Origin of the sequence: Gordonia alkaliphila (assembly GCF_023017165.1) — a bacterium.
GTDB lineage: Bacteria > Actinomycetota > Actinomycetes > Mycobacteriales > Mycobacteriaceae > Gordonia > Gordonia alkaliphila.
Map to the genome: position 1 here is coordinate 3,253,231 of NZ_JALKBW010000001.1, position 17,868 is coordinate 3,271,098.

Annotated in this window: 16 protein-coding genes; 5 read left to right on the plus strand and 11 right to left on the minus strand. The window is 70.6% G+C overall.

The window, feature by feature from the left end:
- Nucleotides 1–7: 7 nt before the first annotated feature.
- The 3 genes from MUG78_RS14905 to MUG78_RS14915 are packed head-to-tail and all read right to left on the minus strand — an operon-like array spanning nt 8 to nt 4,019.
- Nucleotides 8–784: a polyprenol monophosphomannose synthase gene (locus MUG78_RS14905; protein WP_246996084.1), complete on the minus strand. Its 777-nt coding sequence runs from the start codon at nt 782–784 to the stop codon at nt 8–10.
- Nucleotides 781–2,385, minus strand: a complete 1,605-nt coding sequence (lnt, locus tag MUG78_RS14910; protein ID WP_246996086.1) for an apolipoprotein N-acyltransferase — start codon at nt 2,383–2,385, stop codon at nt 781–783. Before lnt ends, MUG78_RS14905 begins: the two co-directional genes overlap by 4 nt.
- The gene (locus tag MUG78_RS14915) at nt 2,382–4,019 is read right to left on the minus strand and encodes an amidohydrolase (protein WP_246996088.1); all 1,638 of its coding nucleotides are present in this window, start codon (nt 4,017–4,019) and stop codon (nt 2,382–2,384) included. The genes lnt and MUG78_RS14915 overlap by 4 nt, the downstream gene beginning before the upstream one ends.
- Nucleotides 4,020–4,168: 149 nt before the next feature.
- Here MUG78_RS14915 and MUG78_RS14920 point away from each other — a divergent pair, with 149 nt between their 5' ends.
- The 3 genes from MUG78_RS14920 to MUG78_RS14930 all read left to right on the plus strand — a co-directional run bounded on the left by MUG78_RS14920 (nt 4,169) and on the right by MUG78_RS14930 (nt 7,449).
- Nucleotides 4,169–4,729: an FxsA family protein gene (locus tag MUG78_RS14920; RefSeq protein WP_246996090.1), complete on the plus strand. Its 561-nt coding sequence runs from the start codon at nt 4,169–4,171 to the stop codon at nt 4,727–4,729.
- 264 nt (nt 4,730–4,993) lie between these two features.
- Complete coding sequence (locus MUG78_RS14925) at nt 4,994–6,391, plus strand: HNH endonuclease signature motif containing protein (RefSeq protein WP_246996093.1); 1,398 nt, start codon at nt 4,994–4,996, stop codon at nt 6,389–6,391.
- 218 nt (nt 6,392–6,609) lie between these two features.
- A complete protein-coding gene (locus tag MUG78_RS14930; RefSeq protein ID WP_246996095.1) occupies nt 6,610–7,449 on the plus strand; it encodes a ferredoxin-like domain-containing protein in 840 nt (279 codons plus the stop codon).
- A gap of 16 nt (nt 7,450–7,465) precedes the next feature.
- Here the strand turns inward: MUG78_RS14930 and dprE2 are convergent, their stop codons facing one another.
- The gene (gene dprE2, locus MUG78_RS14935) at nt 7,466–8,215 is read right to left on the minus strand and encodes a decaprenylphospho-beta-D-erythro-pentofuranosid-2-ulose 2-reductase (RefSeq protein ID WP_246996098.1); all 750 of its coding nucleotides are present in this window, start codon (nt 8,213–8,215) and stop codon (nt 7,466–7,468) included.
- A gap of 72 nt (nt 8,216–8,287) precedes the next feature.
- Here dprE2 and MUG78_RS14940 point away from each other — a divergent pair, with 72 nt between their 5' ends.
- Complete coding sequence (locus MUG78_RS14940) at nt 8,288–8,689, plus strand: pyridoxamine 5'-phosphate oxidase family protein (RefSeq protein ID WP_246996100.1); 402 nt, start codon at nt 8,288–8,290, stop codon at nt 8,687–8,689.
- A gap of 16 nt (nt 8,690–8,705) precedes the next feature.
- On the opposite strand, the gene MUG78_RS14945 is transcribed toward MUG78_RS14940, so the two are convergent.
- Nucleotides 8,706–9,836 carry a M24 family metallopeptidase gene (locus tag MUG78_RS14945; RefSeq protein WP_246996102.1) on the minus strand — a complete coding sequence of 377 codons (1,131 nt, stop codon included), beginning with the start codon at nt 9,834–9,836 and terminating at the stop codon, nt 8,706–8,708.
- A gap of 50 nt (nt 9,837–9,886) precedes the next feature.
- On the opposite strand from MUG78_RS14945, the gene MUG78_RS14950 reads away from it, so the two are divergent.
- Nucleotides 9,887–10,822, plus strand: coding sequence for a 5'-3' exonuclease (locus tag MUG78_RS14950; RefSeq protein ID WP_246996105.1), 936 nt, complete (start codon nt 9,887–9,889; stop codon nt 10,820–10,822).
- Between the two features lie 51 nt (nt 10,823–10,873).
- Here the strand turns inward: MUG78_RS14950 and MUG78_RS14955 are convergent, their stop codons facing one another.
- From MUG78_RS14955 to MUG78_RS14980, 6 genes are all read right to left on the minus strand, one after another.
- Nucleotides 10,874–11,362 carry a DUF4333 domain-containing protein gene (locus tag MUG78_RS14955; protein WP_246996108.1) on the minus strand — a complete coding sequence of 163 codons (489 nt, stop codon included), beginning with the start codon at nt 11,360–11,362 and terminating at the stop codon, nt 10,874–10,876.
- Nucleotides 11,363–11,728: 366 nt separating this feature from the next.
- Complete coding sequence (locus MUG78_RS14960) at nt 11,729–14,560, minus strand: DEAD/DEAH box helicase (protein ID WP_246996110.1); 2,832 nt, start codon at nt 14,558–14,560, stop codon at nt 11,729–11,731.
- Between the two features lie 28 nt (nt 14,561–14,588).
- Nucleotides 14,589–15,575: a twin-arginine translocase subunit TatC gene (gene tatC / locus MUG78_RS14965; protein WP_372493254.1), complete on the minus strand. Its 987-nt coding sequence runs from the start codon at nt 15,573–15,575 to the stop codon at nt 14,589–14,591.
- A gap of 20 nt (nt 15,576–15,595) precedes the next feature.
- A complete protein-coding gene (gene tatA / locus MUG78_RS14970; protein ID WP_246996112.1) occupies nt 15,596–15,850 on the minus strand; it encodes a Sec-independent protein translocase subunit TatA in 255 nt (84 codons plus the stop codon).
- A gap of 49 nt (nt 15,851–15,899) precedes the next feature.
- Nucleotides 15,900–16,871: a helix-turn-helix transcriptional regulator gene (locus MUG78_RS14975; RefSeq protein ID WP_246996114.1), complete on the minus strand. Its 972-nt coding sequence runs from the start codon at nt 16,869–16,871 to the stop codon at nt 15,900–15,902.
- Nucleotides 16,871–17,866, minus strand: coding sequence for a helix-turn-helix transcriptional regulator (locus MUG78_RS14980; protein ID WP_246996116.1), 996 nt, complete (start codon nt 17,864–17,866; stop codon nt 16,871–16,873). Before MUG78_RS14980 ends, MUG78_RS14975 begins: the two co-directional genes overlap by 1 nt.
- Nucleotides 17,867–17,868: the final 2 nt, after the last annotated feature.

Here is a 17,868-nt window from a genome sequence, read left to right on the forward strand (position 1 = left end):
TGTCGGTTCAGGAGCGGAAGCGCGCGGTGCGGCCCTGCCAGCCCCAGCGGGCCACGTTCAGGAACGACTCGAGGATCACGCCGCCGTCCATCTTGGACTCGCCGATCTCGCGTTCGGTGAAGGTGATCGGCACCTCGCGCACGGTGAAGCCGTGCCGGAGGGTGCGCCAGGCCAGGTCGATCTGGAAGCAGTAACCCGCCGAATCGACCTCGTCGAGTCCGATGGCCCGCAGCACGGGCGCGCGGTAGGCGCGGTAGCCGGCCGTGATGTCCTTGATCGACGATCCCAGCGCCATGCGGGCGTAGGTGTTGGCGCCCTTGGAGAGCACCTCGCGACGCTTGGGCCAGTTCACCAGTTCGCCGCCGGGCACATAGCGGGAGCCGATCACCAGGTCGGCGCCCTCGTTGATGCCGGCCAACAGGCGGTGCAGCTGCTCGGGTGCGTGGCTGCCGTCGGCATCCATCTCGATGATGACCGGGTAGTCCCGCTCCAGGCCCCACGCGAAACCGGCCAGGTACGCCTTGCCCAGGCCGTCCTTCACGGTGCGGTGCATCACGTGGATGCGGCCGGCCTCGTCGGCCGCGGCCAGGCCCTCGGCGATCTGGCCGGTACCGTCCGGGCTGGAGTCGTCGACCACCAGGACGTGGATGTCGCTGAGCGCGTTCAGGAGTCGCTCGACGATGCGCGGCAGGTTGTCCCGCTCGTTGAAGGTGGGGATCACCACCAGACCGCCGGCGCCCTGCGGCCCGACGACCTCGTCGCGTCCGTGCTGACTGCCCGTCATGGTGTCCCCTCGTCTTCTACTACTGCATCGTTCACCTGCTCAGCCGACCTCCGGCCGAACGCATCGAACCTAGTCGCTCGGACCAGCGCGTACAAAAACCCGCACACCGCGCACAGCACCACCAGCCATTGCAGCCCGGGTCCCAGCCACACGGCCAGGGTCTGTCCGGAGCGTAGCGGCAGGTCGGCTTCGAGCAACGCCGGGGTGAAGATCTCGCTGTGTGTCAGCACCTCGCCGTTCGGTGCGATCAGGGCGCTGACGCCGCTGGTGGCCGCCACGGCCACCGACCGACCGGTCTCCACGGCACGCACCTGCGACATGGCCAGCTGCTGGTAGGTCATGTCGGTGTCGCCGAAGGTCGCATTGTTGGTGGGTACGAACAGCAGCTGGGCGCCATCGTTCACGGCCTGCCGCGGAGAGCGGTCGAAAGCCACCTCCCAGCAGGTGGAGACGCCGAGCATCACGGTGCTTCCGCCCGTGTGCACCGGTACCGCCGCACTGCCGGTGCCGGGACGGAAATCTCCCGCGCGGTCGGCATACGACGAGAACATCGCGAAGAAGTCTCGCCACGGCAGGTACTCGCCGAACGGCTGGATGATGTGTTTGTCGTAGCGGGCCGACGGCTCCGGCTCGGCCAGCCCGTTCTCGGTCTCCCAGACCAGCACCGTATTGGTGGGCCGACCGCCCGGACCGAACAGCAGGGTGCCGAACACGATCGGCACGCCGGTCACGCTGACGGCGCTCTGAATCAGGCGCGCGGCGTCCGGGTTGTCCAGCGGGGAGATGTCCGAGGCGTTCTCCGGCCACAGGATCAGGTCGGGCTTCGCGCGCCGCCCGGCCGCCACGTCCTCGGCCAGACGCAGGGTCTCCCGGTAGTGGTTGTCGAGCACCGCGCGACGCTGCGCGTTGAAGTCCAGCCCCAGGCGCGGCACATTGCCCTGGACGGCCACCACGCGCACGGTCTCGCCGCCTTCGGGCGACGGTGCCGTCGCCACCGCGAGGCCGGCGACCGCGAGCGGGGCCAGCAGGCAGGCGGCGGCCAGTCCCGCGGTCACCGTGTGCCGTCCGCGGTCGGCGAACGCGATGACCAGCGCGGCCACCCCGGCACCGACCAGGGCGAGGCCGAAGGAGAGTCCGGGCACACCGAACCAACGGGCCACCGGCAGGAAGAAGCCGTCGGTCTGGCTGAATGCCGCTGCACCCCAAGGGAATCCGCCGAACGGGAAGGACGACCGCAACCATTCGACGGCCACCCAGCAGGCGGCGAACCAGAGCGGCGCGGCGGGCAGCCGCATGGTGACGGTCGCCATCGCGCCGAACAGGGCGAGGTACAGCGCCATCACCACCGACAGCGCCAACCAGGGCAGCGCGCCGACGAACTCGCCGACCCACGGCAGCAGCGGGACGAAGAAGGCCAGCCCGAACACACCGCCGACGAGGGCGCCGATCGCCGCGCGCGGGCGACGCACCGCCAGGCACGCGTACAGCAGCCCCAGTGCCACCGGCGTCAGCAGCCACAGCCCGGACGGCGGGAACGCCAGATAGAGCAGTCCGCCGCCGACCGCCGCGGCGACCAGCCGCAGCAGGGTTTCCCGGGTCAACGCTCGTCTCGGGAGTAGATCACTTCGCCGGCGACGGCGGTCATCACGCACTGTGGCAGCCGGGTGCCGGGGGCCACGTCGGGCAGCGCGGGCACCCGCGAGCGCGGATCGGTGGACCAGCGCTGCACACCCGCGTTCGCGGCGGCCACCACCAGCTCGTCGATCTCCCACACCGCATAGTGCGCGGGCGCACCCGGCACCAGGGTTCCGGTGACTCCGTCGTTCACGCCGCCGGCCCGCCAGCCGCCGCGCGTGGCGGCCGCGAAAGCGGCGCGCGGGGAGATGGCGTTGGCCGGGTTGTGCGGGTGCGCGGCGGCGCGCACGGTGGACCACGGATCGATCGGGCAGACCGGCGCATCGCTGGAGAAGGCCAGCGTCATACCGGCTTTCGCGAGCGCGGCGAAGTTGTTCAGGGCGGGGGCGCGGTCCCCCAATCGCTGGTCGTACAGCTGACCGGGACCGCCCCAGGCGGCATCGAAGAGCGGCTGCATGCTGGCTACCGCGCCGCAGCGGCCGAACAGTTCGGCCTGCTCCGCGGTCACCATCTCGGCGTGCTCCAGCCGGTGGACGCAGTCGGCCAGTGCCGGGGTGCCGAGTTCGTCGGCGATCTCGGCCATGGCCGTCGCCACCATCTGGGCGGCGCGGTCGCCGATCACGTGGAATCCGGCCTGAATGCCCGCCTCGGTGGTGGCGCGCAGATGGGCGCGGACCTCGTCGAGCTCCAAGTACGACACCCCGCTGGTGTCCGGGTCGTCGGTGTACGGCTCGGCCAGCAGTGCGGTGTGCGAGCCGAGCGCACCGTCGATGAACAGGTCGCCGCCGATGGCGTGGGCGCCGGTCTCGGCGATCACCGCGCGCGCCTCGTCGGCGGTGGTCACCGCCTGGCCCCAGTACCGACGCACCAGGACGGGATGGTCCAGGTCGGCGAGCGAGCGGAAGTCGTCGATCCCGCTGATGTCCGGGCCGCCGTTCTCGTGCACCGCGACGATGCCGTGCGCGGCCGCATGATCGAGGGCCCGCAGCTGCGCCGCGCGCCGCGCCGCCGGGGTGATGAGGCTGCGCGCCACACCGCGCACCCGGTGGTGCGCCTCGGCGACCAGCGGCGCCTGCGGGTCGTAGCCGTTCTCGTCGGCCAGCCCGGGCATCAGCTCGCGCAAGGCGGAGGAGGCGGCGGCCGAGTGCTCGTCGATGCGCGCCAGGTACACCGCGCGCGGTCCCACCACGGCATCGAGGTCGTCGGTGCTGGGCGCTTCGTCCTCGCCCGGCCCGGCGTCGACCCAGGCCGAGGCGTCCCAGCCCATCCCCCAGATCACGCCGTCGACCGACTCGTCGTCGGCGTGCGCGGCCAGGTAGGTGGCCAGTTCGCGCAGGCATTCGGTGCGACTGCGCACCCCCGAGAGGTCGAGTCCACCGAGCGCCAGTCCGGTGTCGGTGAGGTGCACATGCGAGTCGACGAAGCCGGGGCTCACGAACCGACCCTGCAGATCCACCACCTCCGCATCCGGGTGCAGGGCGCGGCCGACGTCGTCGCTGCCCACCCACACGACGATGCCGTCGGTGATGGCCAGCGCGGTCGCGTCGGGAACCGCGGGAGAGGAATAGACGATGCCGCCGAGCAGGAGCTGCGTAGTCACCCGGCCATTGTCGCAGAACCGGCGAGGTGGGCCGCCTCACCCGCCGGTGAGAAACATTTCTCTCCCGTTTCGGGAGCAAAATCGGGCTCTCGTACGTTGAGGGGGTAAGAAGCCATGACACGCGCCCTTCGGCGCGGGAAGGTCGGAACATGAAGCCCTGGATTTTCCTCGGGTACCTGGCGGTCGAGATCGCCGCCTTCTGGGCGATGGTGCACTTCCTCGGCTGGGACTGGGCCATCATCATCACGGTCGCCGCCTCGGCGATCGGCGTCGCCGTGCTCGGACGACGCTTCCGCGAGATCTTCACCGCCGCGCGCACCTCGCGCGCCGAGCAGACCACCCCCGGCGGTGCACTGACCGATTCGGCGCTGTTCGCCGGCGCCGCCGTCCTGACGATCGTTCCCGGCGTGGTCTCCACGCTGCTCGGGCTGATCCTGCTCGCCGGACCGGTACGACGCCGCCTGCGTCCGGTGGTCACCGCCGCCGCCACGCGCCGCGCCAACCTGTTCGCCGAGCGCGTGACGCTCATCGGCATGACGCCCCAGGGCGCCGCGCCGGGCGCCCGCGGTTTCGGCGGAGGCGGCTATGTGGACGGCGTGGTGGTCGACGAGGGCCGCGCGGAAGGCGTCGTGGTCGACACGACCATCCGCAACCCCGACGGCACCATCTACGTAGACGTCCCGCCTCTCCCCCCGGCGTCGCCGCGCTAGTCCCGGCTGATCCTGCAGAACAGGCCCCACCCACTCCGCCACGGAGTTCGGGTGGGGCCTTTTTCGCTGGTAGGAGGCCTACAGAAATTGTTCGAAAAAAGTTTCGACGAACTGTTGTGCTATCTTAATATGAGGTGTAACTTGGATTTAGACGATGCGGATACCTCTGCCCGTCCAGCGAATCGAGTGGCTGCTCTGACCGACCGTCGGACAGCTCGACCGGTTCGACCGCTGTACCCGTTCTCCTGACCGGAGGTGTCCCGCGTGGACGCAGCAGGCTTGACCGAACTCGCCGACTTCATAGTCGACGATGTCACCGACAACGACGAGGTCACCGACAACGACGACACCGTCGACAATCTCGCGCGCTTCTTAGCCCGGGCGCGGTCGGTGGACGACGACCGCGAACTCCTCGCAGTCACCGCCGCGCTGCTACGACTGCGCAACGTGGTCGACTACTCCCTCGCCGCCGCCTGCGCCGCCATCGAGCGCAGCGGACTGCCGGCCCGCAAGCACGTGCGGTCAGCCGCGGCGATCGTGACCGAACTCGGCGCGGCCCCGGCGGTCGCGCACCGTGCGGTCCGGATCGGATGGGCGATCGCCGATGAAGGCCTGCGCGCGGTGACGCGCGGGATCCGCGACGGTGCGGTGTCAGCGGAGAAGGGTGACGCCGTTGTCACCGGCATGGGCCACGTGGAAGGCCGCGTCGTCGATCTCTCCGACGAGGACCGTGCACGGGTGGTGCACTCGCTGATGGTCCAGACCACTCCCGCGCGAGTGAAGGAGAAGGCCCGCGCGTGGGCGATCAAGTTGGCACCGGTCGAGGTCGCCGAAGGTCAGGTACCTGTTGCCGAGCGCGATGACTTGAACGAGATGACGATGGATCGCACCGACGACGGGCGCGTCGCCGTCACGATCGATCTGGATACCGTGGCGGCCGAGGAACTGTTCGCGGCACTCGATCCGCTGACGCGACCGGTGCCGGAGCCGGACGGCTCGAACGACAAGCGCACCGCTAAGCGACGACGAGCCGACGCGATGACCCAGGTGGTGCGCACCTACCTGGCGCACTCCGAACGCCCGGAATCCGGCGGCGTGCTGCCGCACGTCACGCTGTCGGTGCCTGCCGCGGTGGTGATGAACGGACAGGTGCTCGGTTCGGTTGCGGGGCAGACGATTTCGATTCCGTTCGCCGTTGCTGATACCCCGGTGCCGTGGTTGGGATTCGGCGGACCGATCTCCGCGCGGACTGCCGAGCTGATCATGTGCGAGGCATCGGTGGCGATCGCCCTGCTCGACGACAATGGCGTGCCCTTGAACGTGGGGCGCGAGAAGCGACTGTTCACTCCGGGGATACGGAAGGCGCTCGTGCTGCGCGACCGCGGGTGCGCGTTCCCCGGCTGCGGTGCGCCGCCGTCGTGGTGCGACGGCCACCACGTCGACCACTGGGAGCACGGCGGGCAGACCTGCCTCGACAACGGTGTGCTCCTCTGCCGTCGACATCACTCCCTGATCCACCACGGCGGATGGGAAGTGTTCATCGGGCACGACCGCCATCCCTGGTTCGTGCCACCGGCCGACCCGGAGCACCCGAAACGTTTCCGGGAGCCGATCCCTTCGAATGCGCGACGCACGCTGACGTTATTGCCGGGTGCGGCCTGACCCCTGCACTTGCGACGCCTGTTTCACGATCTGAAGTCCCAGCAGCACCACAGGTGCTGTCCGCCAACAACTCTCGTATCCACCGAGATCTAGAACGTATCTGAATGCAGTGTCGGGAGCGGTTCCCGGCGCGATGTGTTGTTTGAGAATTCCATAGTGAGGGCCGCGGGCGAACGCGGCGAGTTCGGTCGCGCACGGTGCGCGCCTAGGCTGAAGGCATGAGTCGATCGGGTGATCATCTCGTGCACGTGAGTCTGCCGGGTGGGCGCATCAGCGCCGATCAACTCGCCGCGCTCGCCGGCGCGGCCGCCGAGTGGGGCGACGGCCACCTCGTGCACACTGGACGGGCCGGCCTGCAGCTGCGCGGGGTCGCGGCCGAGCATCGTGCTGTCCTCTCCGACCGGCTCGCCGAGAACGGACTGGCCGAGCATTCCGTCGGCGCCGACATCCGGCAGGTGATGGTCTCGCCGCTGTCCGGACGGATCGGCGGCACCGACGAGCTGTGGGCGATCGCCGACCGGCTCGGCGCGAGCCTGCGCTCGGCGGCCTGGACGCTGGACCTACCCGACGACTTCTGGTTCGGGCTCGACGACGGCCGCGGTGACGTGCTGGCCCACGCCCCCGACATCGCGGGCGTACGGGACGGCGAAACGACCGCCGAACTGGTCGTCGGCGGACAGCGGACCGGGCGGGTCGTCGATCTGGCGGAATTGGCCGCGGCCCTGCTCGACGCTGCTCGCAGCGACGCCCCCGCAACCGACGACGCCGACGGGGACCGAACCGCACCGCCGTCGCAGACGCGCCCGGCGCCGCGGGTGGGCTGGTTCGACCAGGACGACGGCCGGGTGCTGCTCGGTGCCGTGACCGCGGACGGCCGGCTCACCGCGCGGCAGGCCGAGTTCGCCGCCGCGATCGGCGCACCGCTCATCATCACCATCGACCGCGAACTGCTCATCGCCGACCTCACCGAGGGCGTCGCCGAGACCGTGGTGCGCGTCCTCGCCCCGCAGGGCTTCAGCTTCGACGCCAACTCACCCTGGATCCAGCACCGGAACTAGCCTCCACGCAGCAGGCTCAGCGCGGGAGCCGCCGCCAGATCGCGCGCGGCAGCAGCCGCATGCCGAAGAAGACCGGCCGCAGCCGACCCGGGATCCACACTTCCCCGCGCCCCTTGCGGTACGCCGTGACCACGGCGTCGGCCACCTGGTCGGCGGTCACCGACATCGGTGCGGGCGTGGTACCGGCGGCCATCAGTTCGCGGGTCATGTTGCCGATCACGAAACCGGGGCGTGTCAGCAGCAGGTGCACACCGGAGCCGTGCAGGGCGTCGGCCAGGCCGCTCGCGAAGCCGTCCAAGCCGGCCTTGGTGGAGCCGTACACGTAATTGGCCCGCCGCACCCGCACCCCGGCGACCGACGAGAAGACGATGATGGTGCCGCTGCCCTGCGCCCGAAAAGCGTTGGCCAGCACCGTGATCACACTGATCTGCGCGTAGTAGTCGGTGTGCGCGATCTGCAGGGCGTGCGCCACATCGGTTTCCGCGCGGGCGGCGTCGCCGAGGATGCCGAACGCCACCACCGCCGTCTCGATCGGCCCGTAGTCGGCGAACAGCGAGGCCACCAGGTCGCCGTGCGCGGCGACGTCGTCGGCGTCGAACCCGACTGTCACCACCTCGGCGGCGCCGGCCGCGGTCAGCGCGGCCGTCTCGGCGGCCAGGTCGTCGGGCCGACGAGCGGCCAGCACCACCCGCTTGCCCGCGGCCAGCCGCACCGCGGTGGCCACTCCGATCTCACTGCGTCCGCCGAAGACCACGATCGTTCCCATCGGTGCAGTATCCCACCGATGCATGGCTCGCCCCCGCAGGCCGCCAGTGTCACGGGGCACTACAGTCGGCGTATGGCGCGCTCCGTCGACGATCTCAGCCCACAGGCCCGCGAACTGCTCACCGAATACCACCTGGCGTCCCTCGCGACCCTCCGCCCGGACGGCTCCCCGCACGTAGTCGCGGTCGGCTTCACCTTCGACGAGGAGGAGGGCAAGGCCCGGGTCATCACGTTCGACGGCAGCCAGAAGGTCCGCAACATCGAACGCGGCGGCCACGCCGCGCTGACCCACGTGGTCGGACCGCGTTGGCTCACCCTGGAGGGCCCGGCCCGGATCCGCCGCGAACCGGAGCAGATCCGCGACGCCGAACGCCGCTACGGCGCCCGCTACCGCGAACCGTCGCCCAACCCGCAGCGCGTGGTGATCGAAGTGGACATCGCCCGCGCGATGGGCTCGGCGGACATGTTCGACTGAACCCGGGCCGCGCCGGTCAGAGGACGGTCAGCCCGTGCGGCTGCTTGTTGACCGGCTCGGGACCGTTCTCGGTGAGGATCACGATGTCCTCGATGCGCGCACCCCAGCGGCCCGGCAGGTACACGCCCGGCTCCACCGAGAACACCATGCCCGGCCGCAACACCTCGGTGTTGCCGGCCACGATGTACGGCTCCTCGTGCACCGACAGGCCGATCCCGTGCCCGGTGCGATGGATGAAGTAGTCGGCCAGACCGGCCTGCGCCAACACCGACCGGCCGGCGGCGTCGACGCTCTCGGCCGTGGCCCCCGGAACGGCCGCCACCACCGACGCGGCCTGCGCCCGCTCCAACGCGGCGTAGGCATCGGCGATGTCCGGCGCCGGTGCACCGAAGCAGTAGGTGCGCGTGCAGTCGGAGTTGTAGCCGACGCCGACCGGTCCGCCGATGTCGATCACCACGATGTCCTCGGCCAGGATCAGGCGATTGGACTGCTCGTGGTGCGGGTCGGCGCCGTTGGGCCCGGACCCGACGATGACGAACGCCGCCTCGGTGTGCCCCTCGGCGAGGATCGCGGCGGTGATGTCGGCGGCCACTGCGGCCTCGGTGCGGCCGGGCCGCAGCCACTCGCCCATCCGGGCGTGCACGCGGTCGATCGCGGCGCCGGCGGTCCGCAACTGTGCCAGCTCGGCGTCGTCCTTGATCATTCGCAGCTCACGCAGCACGGCCGTGGCCAACCGCACCGGCGGGCTGACGCGCTCGGCCAACGGGATCAGGTGCAGGGCGGGCAGCGCATCCGACACCGCCAGGCGCGCCTCCGGCCCCAGCCCGTCCAGCGCCAGCGCGTACGGGTCCTCCCCGTCCACCCAGTCCCGGACCGCGAGGCCGAGCTCGGACACCGCGGAATCCCGCAGGGAGGCCAACTCCAGCCGCGCCGTCACCAGCGAGGCCGCGCCGCTCGCCGGAATCACCAGCGCGGTGAGCCGCTCGAAGGTGTCCGCCTGCACGCCCGTCAGGTAGCGCAGGTCCGGACCCGTGCCCACGACGAGCGCGTCGAGCCCCGCCTCTCCGGTGAGCTGCGCCGCGCGCGCCAGGCGCGCGGCGTAGACGGAGGAATCGAAGCGGGCCGAGGACGCGGAATGGGCAGCCATGCCCGCCAGCCTAGCGACCGACGACGCCCCCGATGTGGAACAGTGAGCGCATGGGAAAGGTGATGCTGCTCGACGGCGCCAGTCTCTGGTTCCGCTCCTTCTTCGCGCTGCCGGAGAAGATGACCGCGCCGGACGGGCGCCCGGTGAACGCCGTCCGCGGCTTCGGCGACACCATCGCCGCGCTGGTCACCACGCACGAACCCACCCGCCTGGTGGTGTGCCTGGACCGCAACTGGCGCCCCGCCTTCCGGACGGCGCTGATCCCCTCCTACAAGCAGCACCGCGTCGCCGAGGGCGGCGACGGTCTCGCCGAAGAGGTTCCGGAGACCTTGACCCCGCAGGTCGACATGATTCTCGAGCTCCTGCGCTGCCTCGGCCTGGAGACCGCGGCCGCCGACGACTGCGAAGCCGACGACGTGATCGGCACCCTCGCCTTCGATGAGGCCGTGGACGACGTCCTGGTGGTGACCGGGGACCGCGACCTGCTGCAGCTGGTCGACGACGCACCCGTCGACGTGCGCGTCCTGTACGTGGGCCGCGGGCTGGCGAAGGCCGAACTGATGGGCCCGGCCGAGGTCGCCGCAAAGTACGCGCTGCCCGTCGAACGGGCGGGGCTGGCCTACGCCGAGATGTCCATGATGCGCGGCGACCCGTCCGACGGGCTGCCCGGCGTCAAGGGCATCGGCGACAAGACCGCGGCCAAGCTGATCACCACCTACGGCACCCTCGACGAGGTAGAAGCCGTTGCGCGGCAAGAGAAGTCGCCGATCGCGCCGCGCATCGGCGCCGCGCTGGAGCAGGCCGCCGACTACCTCCAGGCCGCCCGGACCGTGGTGGCCGTGCGCACCGACGCGCCGATCGAGTTCAGCCGCGGCAGCGACGCGCTGCCAGCGGCTCCCGACGACGCGGCCGGCCTGGACGCCCTCGTCGCCGAACTCGGCCTCGACGCCACCGTCGGGCGGCTGCGCACCGCCCTCGGCTGGTGACTACCCCCGGTTGAGGACTACCCCGGGCGCCTGACTATTCCGGGCGCCTGACTATTCCGACGGCTCGGAGACCTCGTAGGTGCCGTCGTCGTCGGTCACCGTGACCGTCACGCGCATGTTCTTGTCGTCGACCTTCACCTGGCAGGTGAAGGTCTCGCCGGTCTTGGCCTTCTTGCCCGACGGGCAGCTCACATCGGACACTTTGTCGAGTCCGTAGCCCTGCGCCGCATCCTTGTTGGTGAGGACGTTCTGCACGCCGTCCTGCACCGCGGTCTGCGACAGCGTCTTGTCGACCCAACCCGGCCACACGAACGCCGACAGCGCGACCGCACCGGCGAGCACCACCAGGGCCGCGGCCAGCGTGAGCCAGAGGCCCCGGCGCCCGCCGGAACGCGAGGAATCCGGAGACTCCGAGGAGTACGAGTAGTTCGACGGCTCTCCCACCGGCGCGCCCAGCGGCTCCGGCGGCGGAGCGTAGGCCTGCTGCGGGGGCAACGCCTGCGTGGGTCGCGGCGGGGCGACGGTCGGCTGCGGATGCATCCCCTGCGGTGCCACTCCCGGTTGGGGCGGCCCCTGCGGAGGCATCCCCTGCGGCGCCATTCCCTGTGGGGGCGGACCCTGCGGACGGCGACCCTGCGGGGGAGGACCTTGCGGCGGCATCCCCTGCCGCGGCATTCCTTGGGCCGGCATTCCCTGAGGCGGCGGACCCTGCGGCGGTAGCGCGTGCCGTCCAGCGGGTCCGGCGCCGTAGCCGGCGGGGTCCCTGGGCGGGGGTCCGGTCGCGGCGCGGCCCACTCCGAGGTGGCGGGTCGTTCGGCGTGCTCATACGCTGCCCTTCGCAAAGGTCGTCCCCACCTGCGGGGCACGACGTCGACTAGCACTCCGCGGTCACGTTACCGCAGGCCGTCACTCCAACTCGGCAGCAACAACGCCGCGCCGCAGACTCTTCACCGCGCGCCGCGCCGCACTCGCCAACGGCTGGTCGCGGTCCACGCTGTTGCGGATCTGCTCGAGCAGATCGATCACCTGACGATTCCAGCGCACGAAGTCGCCCGGCGAGAGCAACTGGCCACCGGCCGACGCCGCGGTGAGCGCCTCGTGCAGCGGCCGACCCGACGACCACGCCGTGACCGCGGCGACGAAACCGGTGTCCGGTTCGGGGGTCACCAGCGACTCGGAGCCGCCCGAGTGCCGCGCCTGCACCTCATTGGTGGCGCTCCACACGCGCAACGTCGCACTGAGCGCATCGCGGACGCGGGCACTGCCCGGCATGGAGTCGACGCCGTCGGCGTAGGTGTCCCGGCGCGACTGGTACACCATCGCCGAGACCACCGCCGCCAGCTCGGTCGGCCCCAGCGAGTCCCAGATCCCGGCCCGAATGCATTCGGCCACCAGCAGATCGGTCTCGGCGTAGATGCGGCGCAGCACGTCGCCGGTCGGGGTCACCCGCACGCTGTCGTGCCCGTCGGCCTCGAGATAGCCCAATTCGAGGAGCACGGCGACGACGACGTCGAAGTCGGCTTCCAGCCGAGACTTGCGGTCGGCGATCGACCGCTCCAGGCTCACCGTCTCCCGCACCAGGCGGTTACGCTGCTCCCCCAGGCGGAACAGCTTGTCCAGTTTGGAGCGCTGGCTTCCGGAGCCGGCGACCGCGTGCACCGGGTGCGCCCGCAACGCCGCCCGCAGCCGCGCCAGTTCCGGATCGGGGCCGCCGTTCTTCTTCCGTTTGCCGCCGCGGCCCACCGGACGCGAGATCCCGCTGGCGGCCAGGGCGTCGGCCAGTCGACGGCGACCGCGGCCGCTGCGGGTGTCCGCGTCGCGGGGAATCCGCACCTGCCCCAGCACTTCCGGCGGGTTGACGAAGTCGCCGGTGCCGACTCGTCCGGCCCAGCCGTCGTCCACCAGCACCAGCGGGCGCGGATCGGCGGGCAGGGTGGCTGCTTCCAAGACCAGCGCCAGGCCGCGGTGGCGGCGTGAACTGACCGCGATCACCTGTCCTCGTTTGAGTGCGGCCAGATCCTCGGCCACCGCGTCTTCGCTCGCCACCCGCCGCAGGAAACGCTCTTCGCGCTCGCAGCGACGGATCTCCTCCCGCAGATCGAGGTAGCCGAGGAAGCCGTCGAAGCGGTTCTCCGCTCCGCGGGCCTCGGTGTCGTCGAGCGACAGACCCGCATCGAGGCCGGCTTTCTCGGCGACCCCCACCAACTCCTGGTCCACACCGCGCAGGCGGCGGCGCGCCTGGTCCAGCTGCCGCGCCTGCCCGACGAGGGTGCGGTCGGTCTGGAACTGGGCGAACGACCGCCGCAACAGATCGCGGGCGCCCGCCACGCCGAGCCGGTCGATCAGATTGAGCACCATGTTGTACTCCGGAGCGAAGGAGCTACGCAGCGGGAAGGTCCGCGCGCCGGCCAGACCGGCGACCCGCTCGGGGATCAGCTCCGGCGTCCACACCACCACGGCGTTGCCCTCGACGTCGATGCCGCGCCGACCCGCGCGACCGGTGAGCTGCGTGTACTCGCCCGGCGTCAGGTCCACGTGGGCTTCGCCGTTGTACTTGATCAGCCGTTCCAGCACCACCGAGCGGGCCGGCATGTTGATGCCGAGCGCCAGCGTCTCGGTGGCGAACACCACCTTGGTGAGCCCCTGCACGAACAGCTCTTCCACGGCTTGGCGGAACATCGGCAGCATGCCGGCGTGGTGCGCGGCGAAGCCGCGGCGCAGACCCGCCCACCACTGGTCCACGCCCAGCACGTCCGCATCACCGGGGGCCAGCTCGGTGAGGTGGCGCTGCACGATCTCGTCGACGCGGGCCACTTCGTCGGGCTCCAGCAGGTTCAGGTCGCTGCGCAGACATTGGCTGAACGCACCCTCGCAGCCCTTGCGGGAGAAGATGAACATGATCGCCGGCAGGAGACCCTCGTCGGCCAGCAACCGGATCAGCCGCGGCCGCGGCATGGTGGCCGATCGACGGCGGTACCGGTCGCCGCCGCCGCGGCCGCCCCGATGGCCGCCGCCCCGGTAGCCGCCGTCCCCGCTTTCGGACGGATCGAGCGCACGCTGCTTGATGTAGCGGGTCAGCTCCGGATTGACCTGGCGTCGTCCCTCGGTGGTGCGGCGGTCGAAGAGTTCGAACAGCCGGGTGCCCACCAGCATGTGCTGGTGCAGCGGCGTCGGACGGACCTCGGAGACGATCACCTCGGTGTCGCCGCGGACCGTGGTGATCCAGTCGCCGAACTCCTCGGCGTTGCTCACCGTCGCCGACAGCGAGACCACCGACACCGCCGGATCCAGCCCGAGGATCACTTCCTCCCAGACGGCGCCGCGGAATCGGTCGGCCAGGAAGTGCACCTCGTCCATCACCACGTGCGAGAGCCCGTCGAGCGTCGACGAGTCCGCGTAGATCATGTTGCGCAGCACCTCGGTGGTCATCACCACCACGGGGGCCGACGAGTTGACGGCGTTGTCCCCGGTCAGCAGCCCCACGGAGTCGGCACCGTGCACCGCGACCAGGTCGTGGTACTTCTGGTTGCTCAGCGCCTTGATCGGCGTGGTGTAGAAGCACTTGCCGCCGCTGCGGAGCGCGAGGAACACCGCGAACTCGCCGACGACGGTCTTGCCGGCACCGGTGGGCGCGCACACGAGCACGCCGCGGCCGCTTTCCAGAACTTCGCAGGATTCCCGCTGAAACGGGTCGAGCGGGAAACTCAGTCCGGCGGCGAAGGATTCGAGAGTAGTCATCGGCTCCCAGGATGCCACGGACCGGCGGCTACAGCACCTCGTCGAACGAGCCCGCGGCGCGTCCGGTGCGCGGCTGCGCGGCGGGGATCGGTGTCGGTGCCTCGATCGTCGACGCCGTGGGTCCGTCGCCGTCGACGTCGAGCGGGGCGGCCTGATCGTCGTCGACGTCCATCCAGTCCGGCCGACGCTTGGACTTGCGCTTGTCGTTGATCCGGGCGAACTGGATCGCGAACTCCAACAGAATCGACATGCCCAGCGCGAGCGCCAGCATGCTGAAGGGGTCTTGCCCCGGTGTGGCCAGCGCGGCGAAGACGAAGAGGCCGAACAAGATACCGCGCCGCCACGCTTTCAACCGCGCATACGACAGCACGCCGGCCAGATTCAGCGAGATGATGAGCAGCGGTAGCTCGAAGCTGACTCCGAAGATCACCAGCAACTGCAGCATGAACCCGAAGTACCGGTCACCGGTGAGGGCCGTCACCTGCACCTCGTCGCCGACCCGAAGCAGGAAGTCGAAGGCTTCCGACACCACGAAGTAGGCGACCACTGCGCCGGTGACGAACAACAGCGAACCGGCCAGCACGAAGGAGAGTCCGTAGCGGCGTTCCTTCTGTTTCAGCGCCGGGGTGATGAACTGCCAGACCTGGTAGAGCCAGACCGGACTGGCCATCACCACGCCCGCGGTCAACGCCACCTGCAGGCGCAGCATGAACTGATCGAACGGACCGATCGCCAGGAGTTTGCACTCGCCGTCGGCGGTGAACGATGCCCGCGATTCGGCGGGTAGGTCACAGTACGGTCGGGTCAGCAGGTCACCGAGGGTCGGAATACCCGGCAGACTGTTCGAATACCAGATGAAGCCGACAGTGGTGGTCACCACGATCACCGCAAGGGAGATCAGGAGCCGATCCCGCAGCTCATAGAGATGCTCGGCCAACGGCATCGAGCCGTCGGGGTTGACTTTGCTGCGCCGTCGCCGGGGATCGAAGCGACGCGCGATCGCTGGTAGGCGCACGCGAGTGAGGGATGGGGCGGTTAGGCCGACTTCTTGTGTTCGGGCTCCGAAGCGATGTCGTCGGCGGCCGAAGGACGATCAGCGGGCGGCAACTCCACCTGTTCGGCGGGCTTGTCCGCAGCCTTGCCGTCGTTCTGCATCTCGGCGATCTCCGACTTGAAGACACGCATCGAGCGACCAAGGCCGCGGGCCATGTCCGGCAGCTTCTTCGCGCCGAACAGCAGCACCAGCACGATCACGATGATCGCGATCTCCCATGCCCCGATTCCACCCATTACAAACCTCCGCAGTTGCTGATGGGTCAATCATACCCGAGGCCGACGCTCATTCCTGCGCGCCGTAGCGAGCCAGCGCAGCCCCGGCGGAGGCGTCGATCAGCGCCCGCACCCGGCGGCTGCGGTCGTCGTCGGAGACCACCGACACGCGCCCGCCCAGCGACTGCACCAGTCGGGCCAGCCACTCCGGCGACGCATACGTCAGTTCGGCGAGCACCGGGGCCGTCGGATCGGCCGGGTCGGCCTCCTCGAGCAGCCGCGCCTGGTAGTACTCCACCACCCACACCGCGGACGGGTCGATCGCCAGCCGGGCCACCGGCAGGCTCGCATCGTGGGTCGGCAGCGCCACCGGGACGGCGACGACGTCGGCGGGCGGGTTCGACGCCTCGGGCAGGACGGTGGCCTCCTGCACCCGGTCGAAACGGAAGATCCGGCGCCCCTGCGACTCGCGGCACCAGGCGTCGAGGTAGCTGGTGCCGTCCACCACCTGCACGCGGATCGGGTCGACGATGCGCTCGCTGAGCGCATCCCGGCTCGGGGTGTAGTAGCGCAGCGCCAGCGCCCGCTTGGCGGCGACCGCCTCCCGGATCGCGGCGGAGGCCGGATGTTCGGCGCGGTCGGTGCCGTCGTCGATCACCACGGCGCGCGAGGCGCCCGCCGCCTCCTCCACCTTGGCGACGGCGCGCCGGATCGCGTCCCCGGCCAGGGCGCCCTGCGCGTCGAGCAGCATGCGCAGGGCCACCAGCAGGACGTTGGCCTCGGTACCGGTCAACCGCAGCGGCCGATCGATGCCCGCGGTGAACAGCACCGTGACGTAGCCGTCCCAGAACTGGATGTCGATGAGGTCGCCGCCCGCGTGCCCGGGCAGGCCGCAGACGTAGAGCTGTTCGAGGTCGGTCTTCAGCTGCGCCTGCGTCACGCCGAGTTCGGCGGCCGCGACCGACATCTCGATCCCTTGGCGCGCAAGGAAATACGGGACCATGGCGAGCAGGCGCGAGAAGCGCGAGGGTGCCGGACTCATCAGTGCTGACCTCCTGAGGCAGTGGAGGCGGCCAGCGCCGCCAGTTCGGTGATCACCGCGGCCCGCAGCTCCGGCGGATCCAGCACCACCGCGTCCGGGCCCGCGGCCAGGATCAGCCGGATCAACTGGGAGCGCGAATGCACGGTGATGCGGGCCTCCTGGCCCGGTTCGCCGTCGAGACTGCTGTCGGTCAGGCTGTCCGCCACCCGGCGCAGCTCGTACGCCCGGTCCTGCGCCAGCCACAGGGTGGCCGGCGTCGACTCCCCCGACGCGGTGCGGGCCACCGCCGCCGCGACCAGCGCCGCGAGATCGGTCCCGGCGGGCACGCTGACGGCGCCGGCGTCGCCGATCAGCTCGACGTCGACGATGCGCGCGACCCGGAAGGTGCGCGTCTCGCCGCGATCCAGGTCGTGCCCCACCACGTACCACCGACCCGAGTTGCTGACCACGCCCCACGGCTGCAGGGTGCGCTCGTTGAGGCGGGTACCGGCCCGGTGGGTGAACGTGACCGCGTAGCCGTCGTCGATCGCGGCGAGCAGCTGACGGATCACGCGTTCGTCGCCCATCGAACTGCCGCCGGTCTGTCCGAAGGCCAGTTCCCCGGGGGCCGTCACCTCCAGGCCCGCGGCGCGCAGTTTGAGCACCGCGGTCTGCGAGAGTGCGGCCACGTCCGGGTCGTGCCACACGGCGGCGGCGGCCGCGATGGCGGCGGCCTCGTCGCGCTCCAGGCTGATGTCGGCGAGGGCGTAGTTCTCCGGCAGGATCCGGTAGCCCTCGTCGCCGCCGAGCGGACCGGAGCCGGTCTCCACCGGGATGCCCAGCGCCCGCAGTTCGTTCTTGTCGCGTTCGAGCATGCGCTTGAACGCTTCGGTGCTCTGCGACGCATCGTTGTACCCGACGACGTTCTTGCGCAGGAACTCGGCCGGAACGTAGGTCTTGGTCGACATCAGGCAGATGACGAGGTTGAGCAGTCGCTCGTTCTTAGCAGTGGCCACCG

Bases quoted from the DNA above. Each gene is read 5' to 3' on its own strand.
- MUG78_RS14930 (WP_246996095.1), top strand. From the start codon at position 6,610: ATGAGTCGATCGGGTGATCATCTCGTGCACGTGAGTCTGCCGGGTGGG.
- MUG78_RS14960 (WP_246996110.1), bottom strand. From the start codon at position 14,560: ATGACTACTCTCGAATCCTTCGCCGCCGGACTGAGTTTCCCGCTCGAC.
- MUG78_RS14950 (WP_246996105.1), top strand. From the start codon at position 9,887: ATGGGAAAGGTGATGCTGCTCGACGGCGCCAGTCTCTGGTTCCGCTCC.
- tatA (WP_246996112.1), bottom strand. From the start codon at position 15,850: ATGGGTGGAATCGGGGCATGGGAGATCGCGATCATCGTGATCGTGCTG.
- MUG78_RS14945 (WP_246996102.1), bottom strand. From the start codon at position 9,836: ATGGCTGCCCATTCCGCGTCCTCGGCCCGCTTCGATTCCTCCGTCTAC.
- MUG78_RS14975 (WP_246996114.1), bottom strand. From the start codon at position 16,871: ATGAGTCCGGCACCCTCGCGCTTCTCGCGCCTGCTCGCCATGGTCCCG.
- MUG78_RS14920 (WP_246996090.1), top strand. From the start codon at position 4,169: ATGAAGCCCTGGATTTTCCTCGGGTACCTGGCGGTCGAGATCGCCGCC.
- dprE2 (WP_246996098.1), bottom strand. From the start codon at position 8,215: ATGGGAACGATCGTGGTCTTCGGCGGACGCAGTGAGATCGGAGTGGCC.
- MUG78_RS14955 (WP_246996108.1), bottom strand. From the start codon at position 11,362: ATGCATCCGCAGCCGACCGTCGCCCCGCCGCGACCCACGCAGGCGTTG.
- MUG78_RS14940 (WP_246996100.1), top strand. From the start codon at position 8,288: ATGGCGCGCTCCGTCGACGATCTCAGCCCACAGGCCCGCGAACTGCTC.
- MUG78_RS14905 (WP_246996084.1), bottom strand. From the start codon at position 784: ATGACGGGCAGTCAGCACGGACGCGACGAGGTCGTCGGGCCGCAGGGC.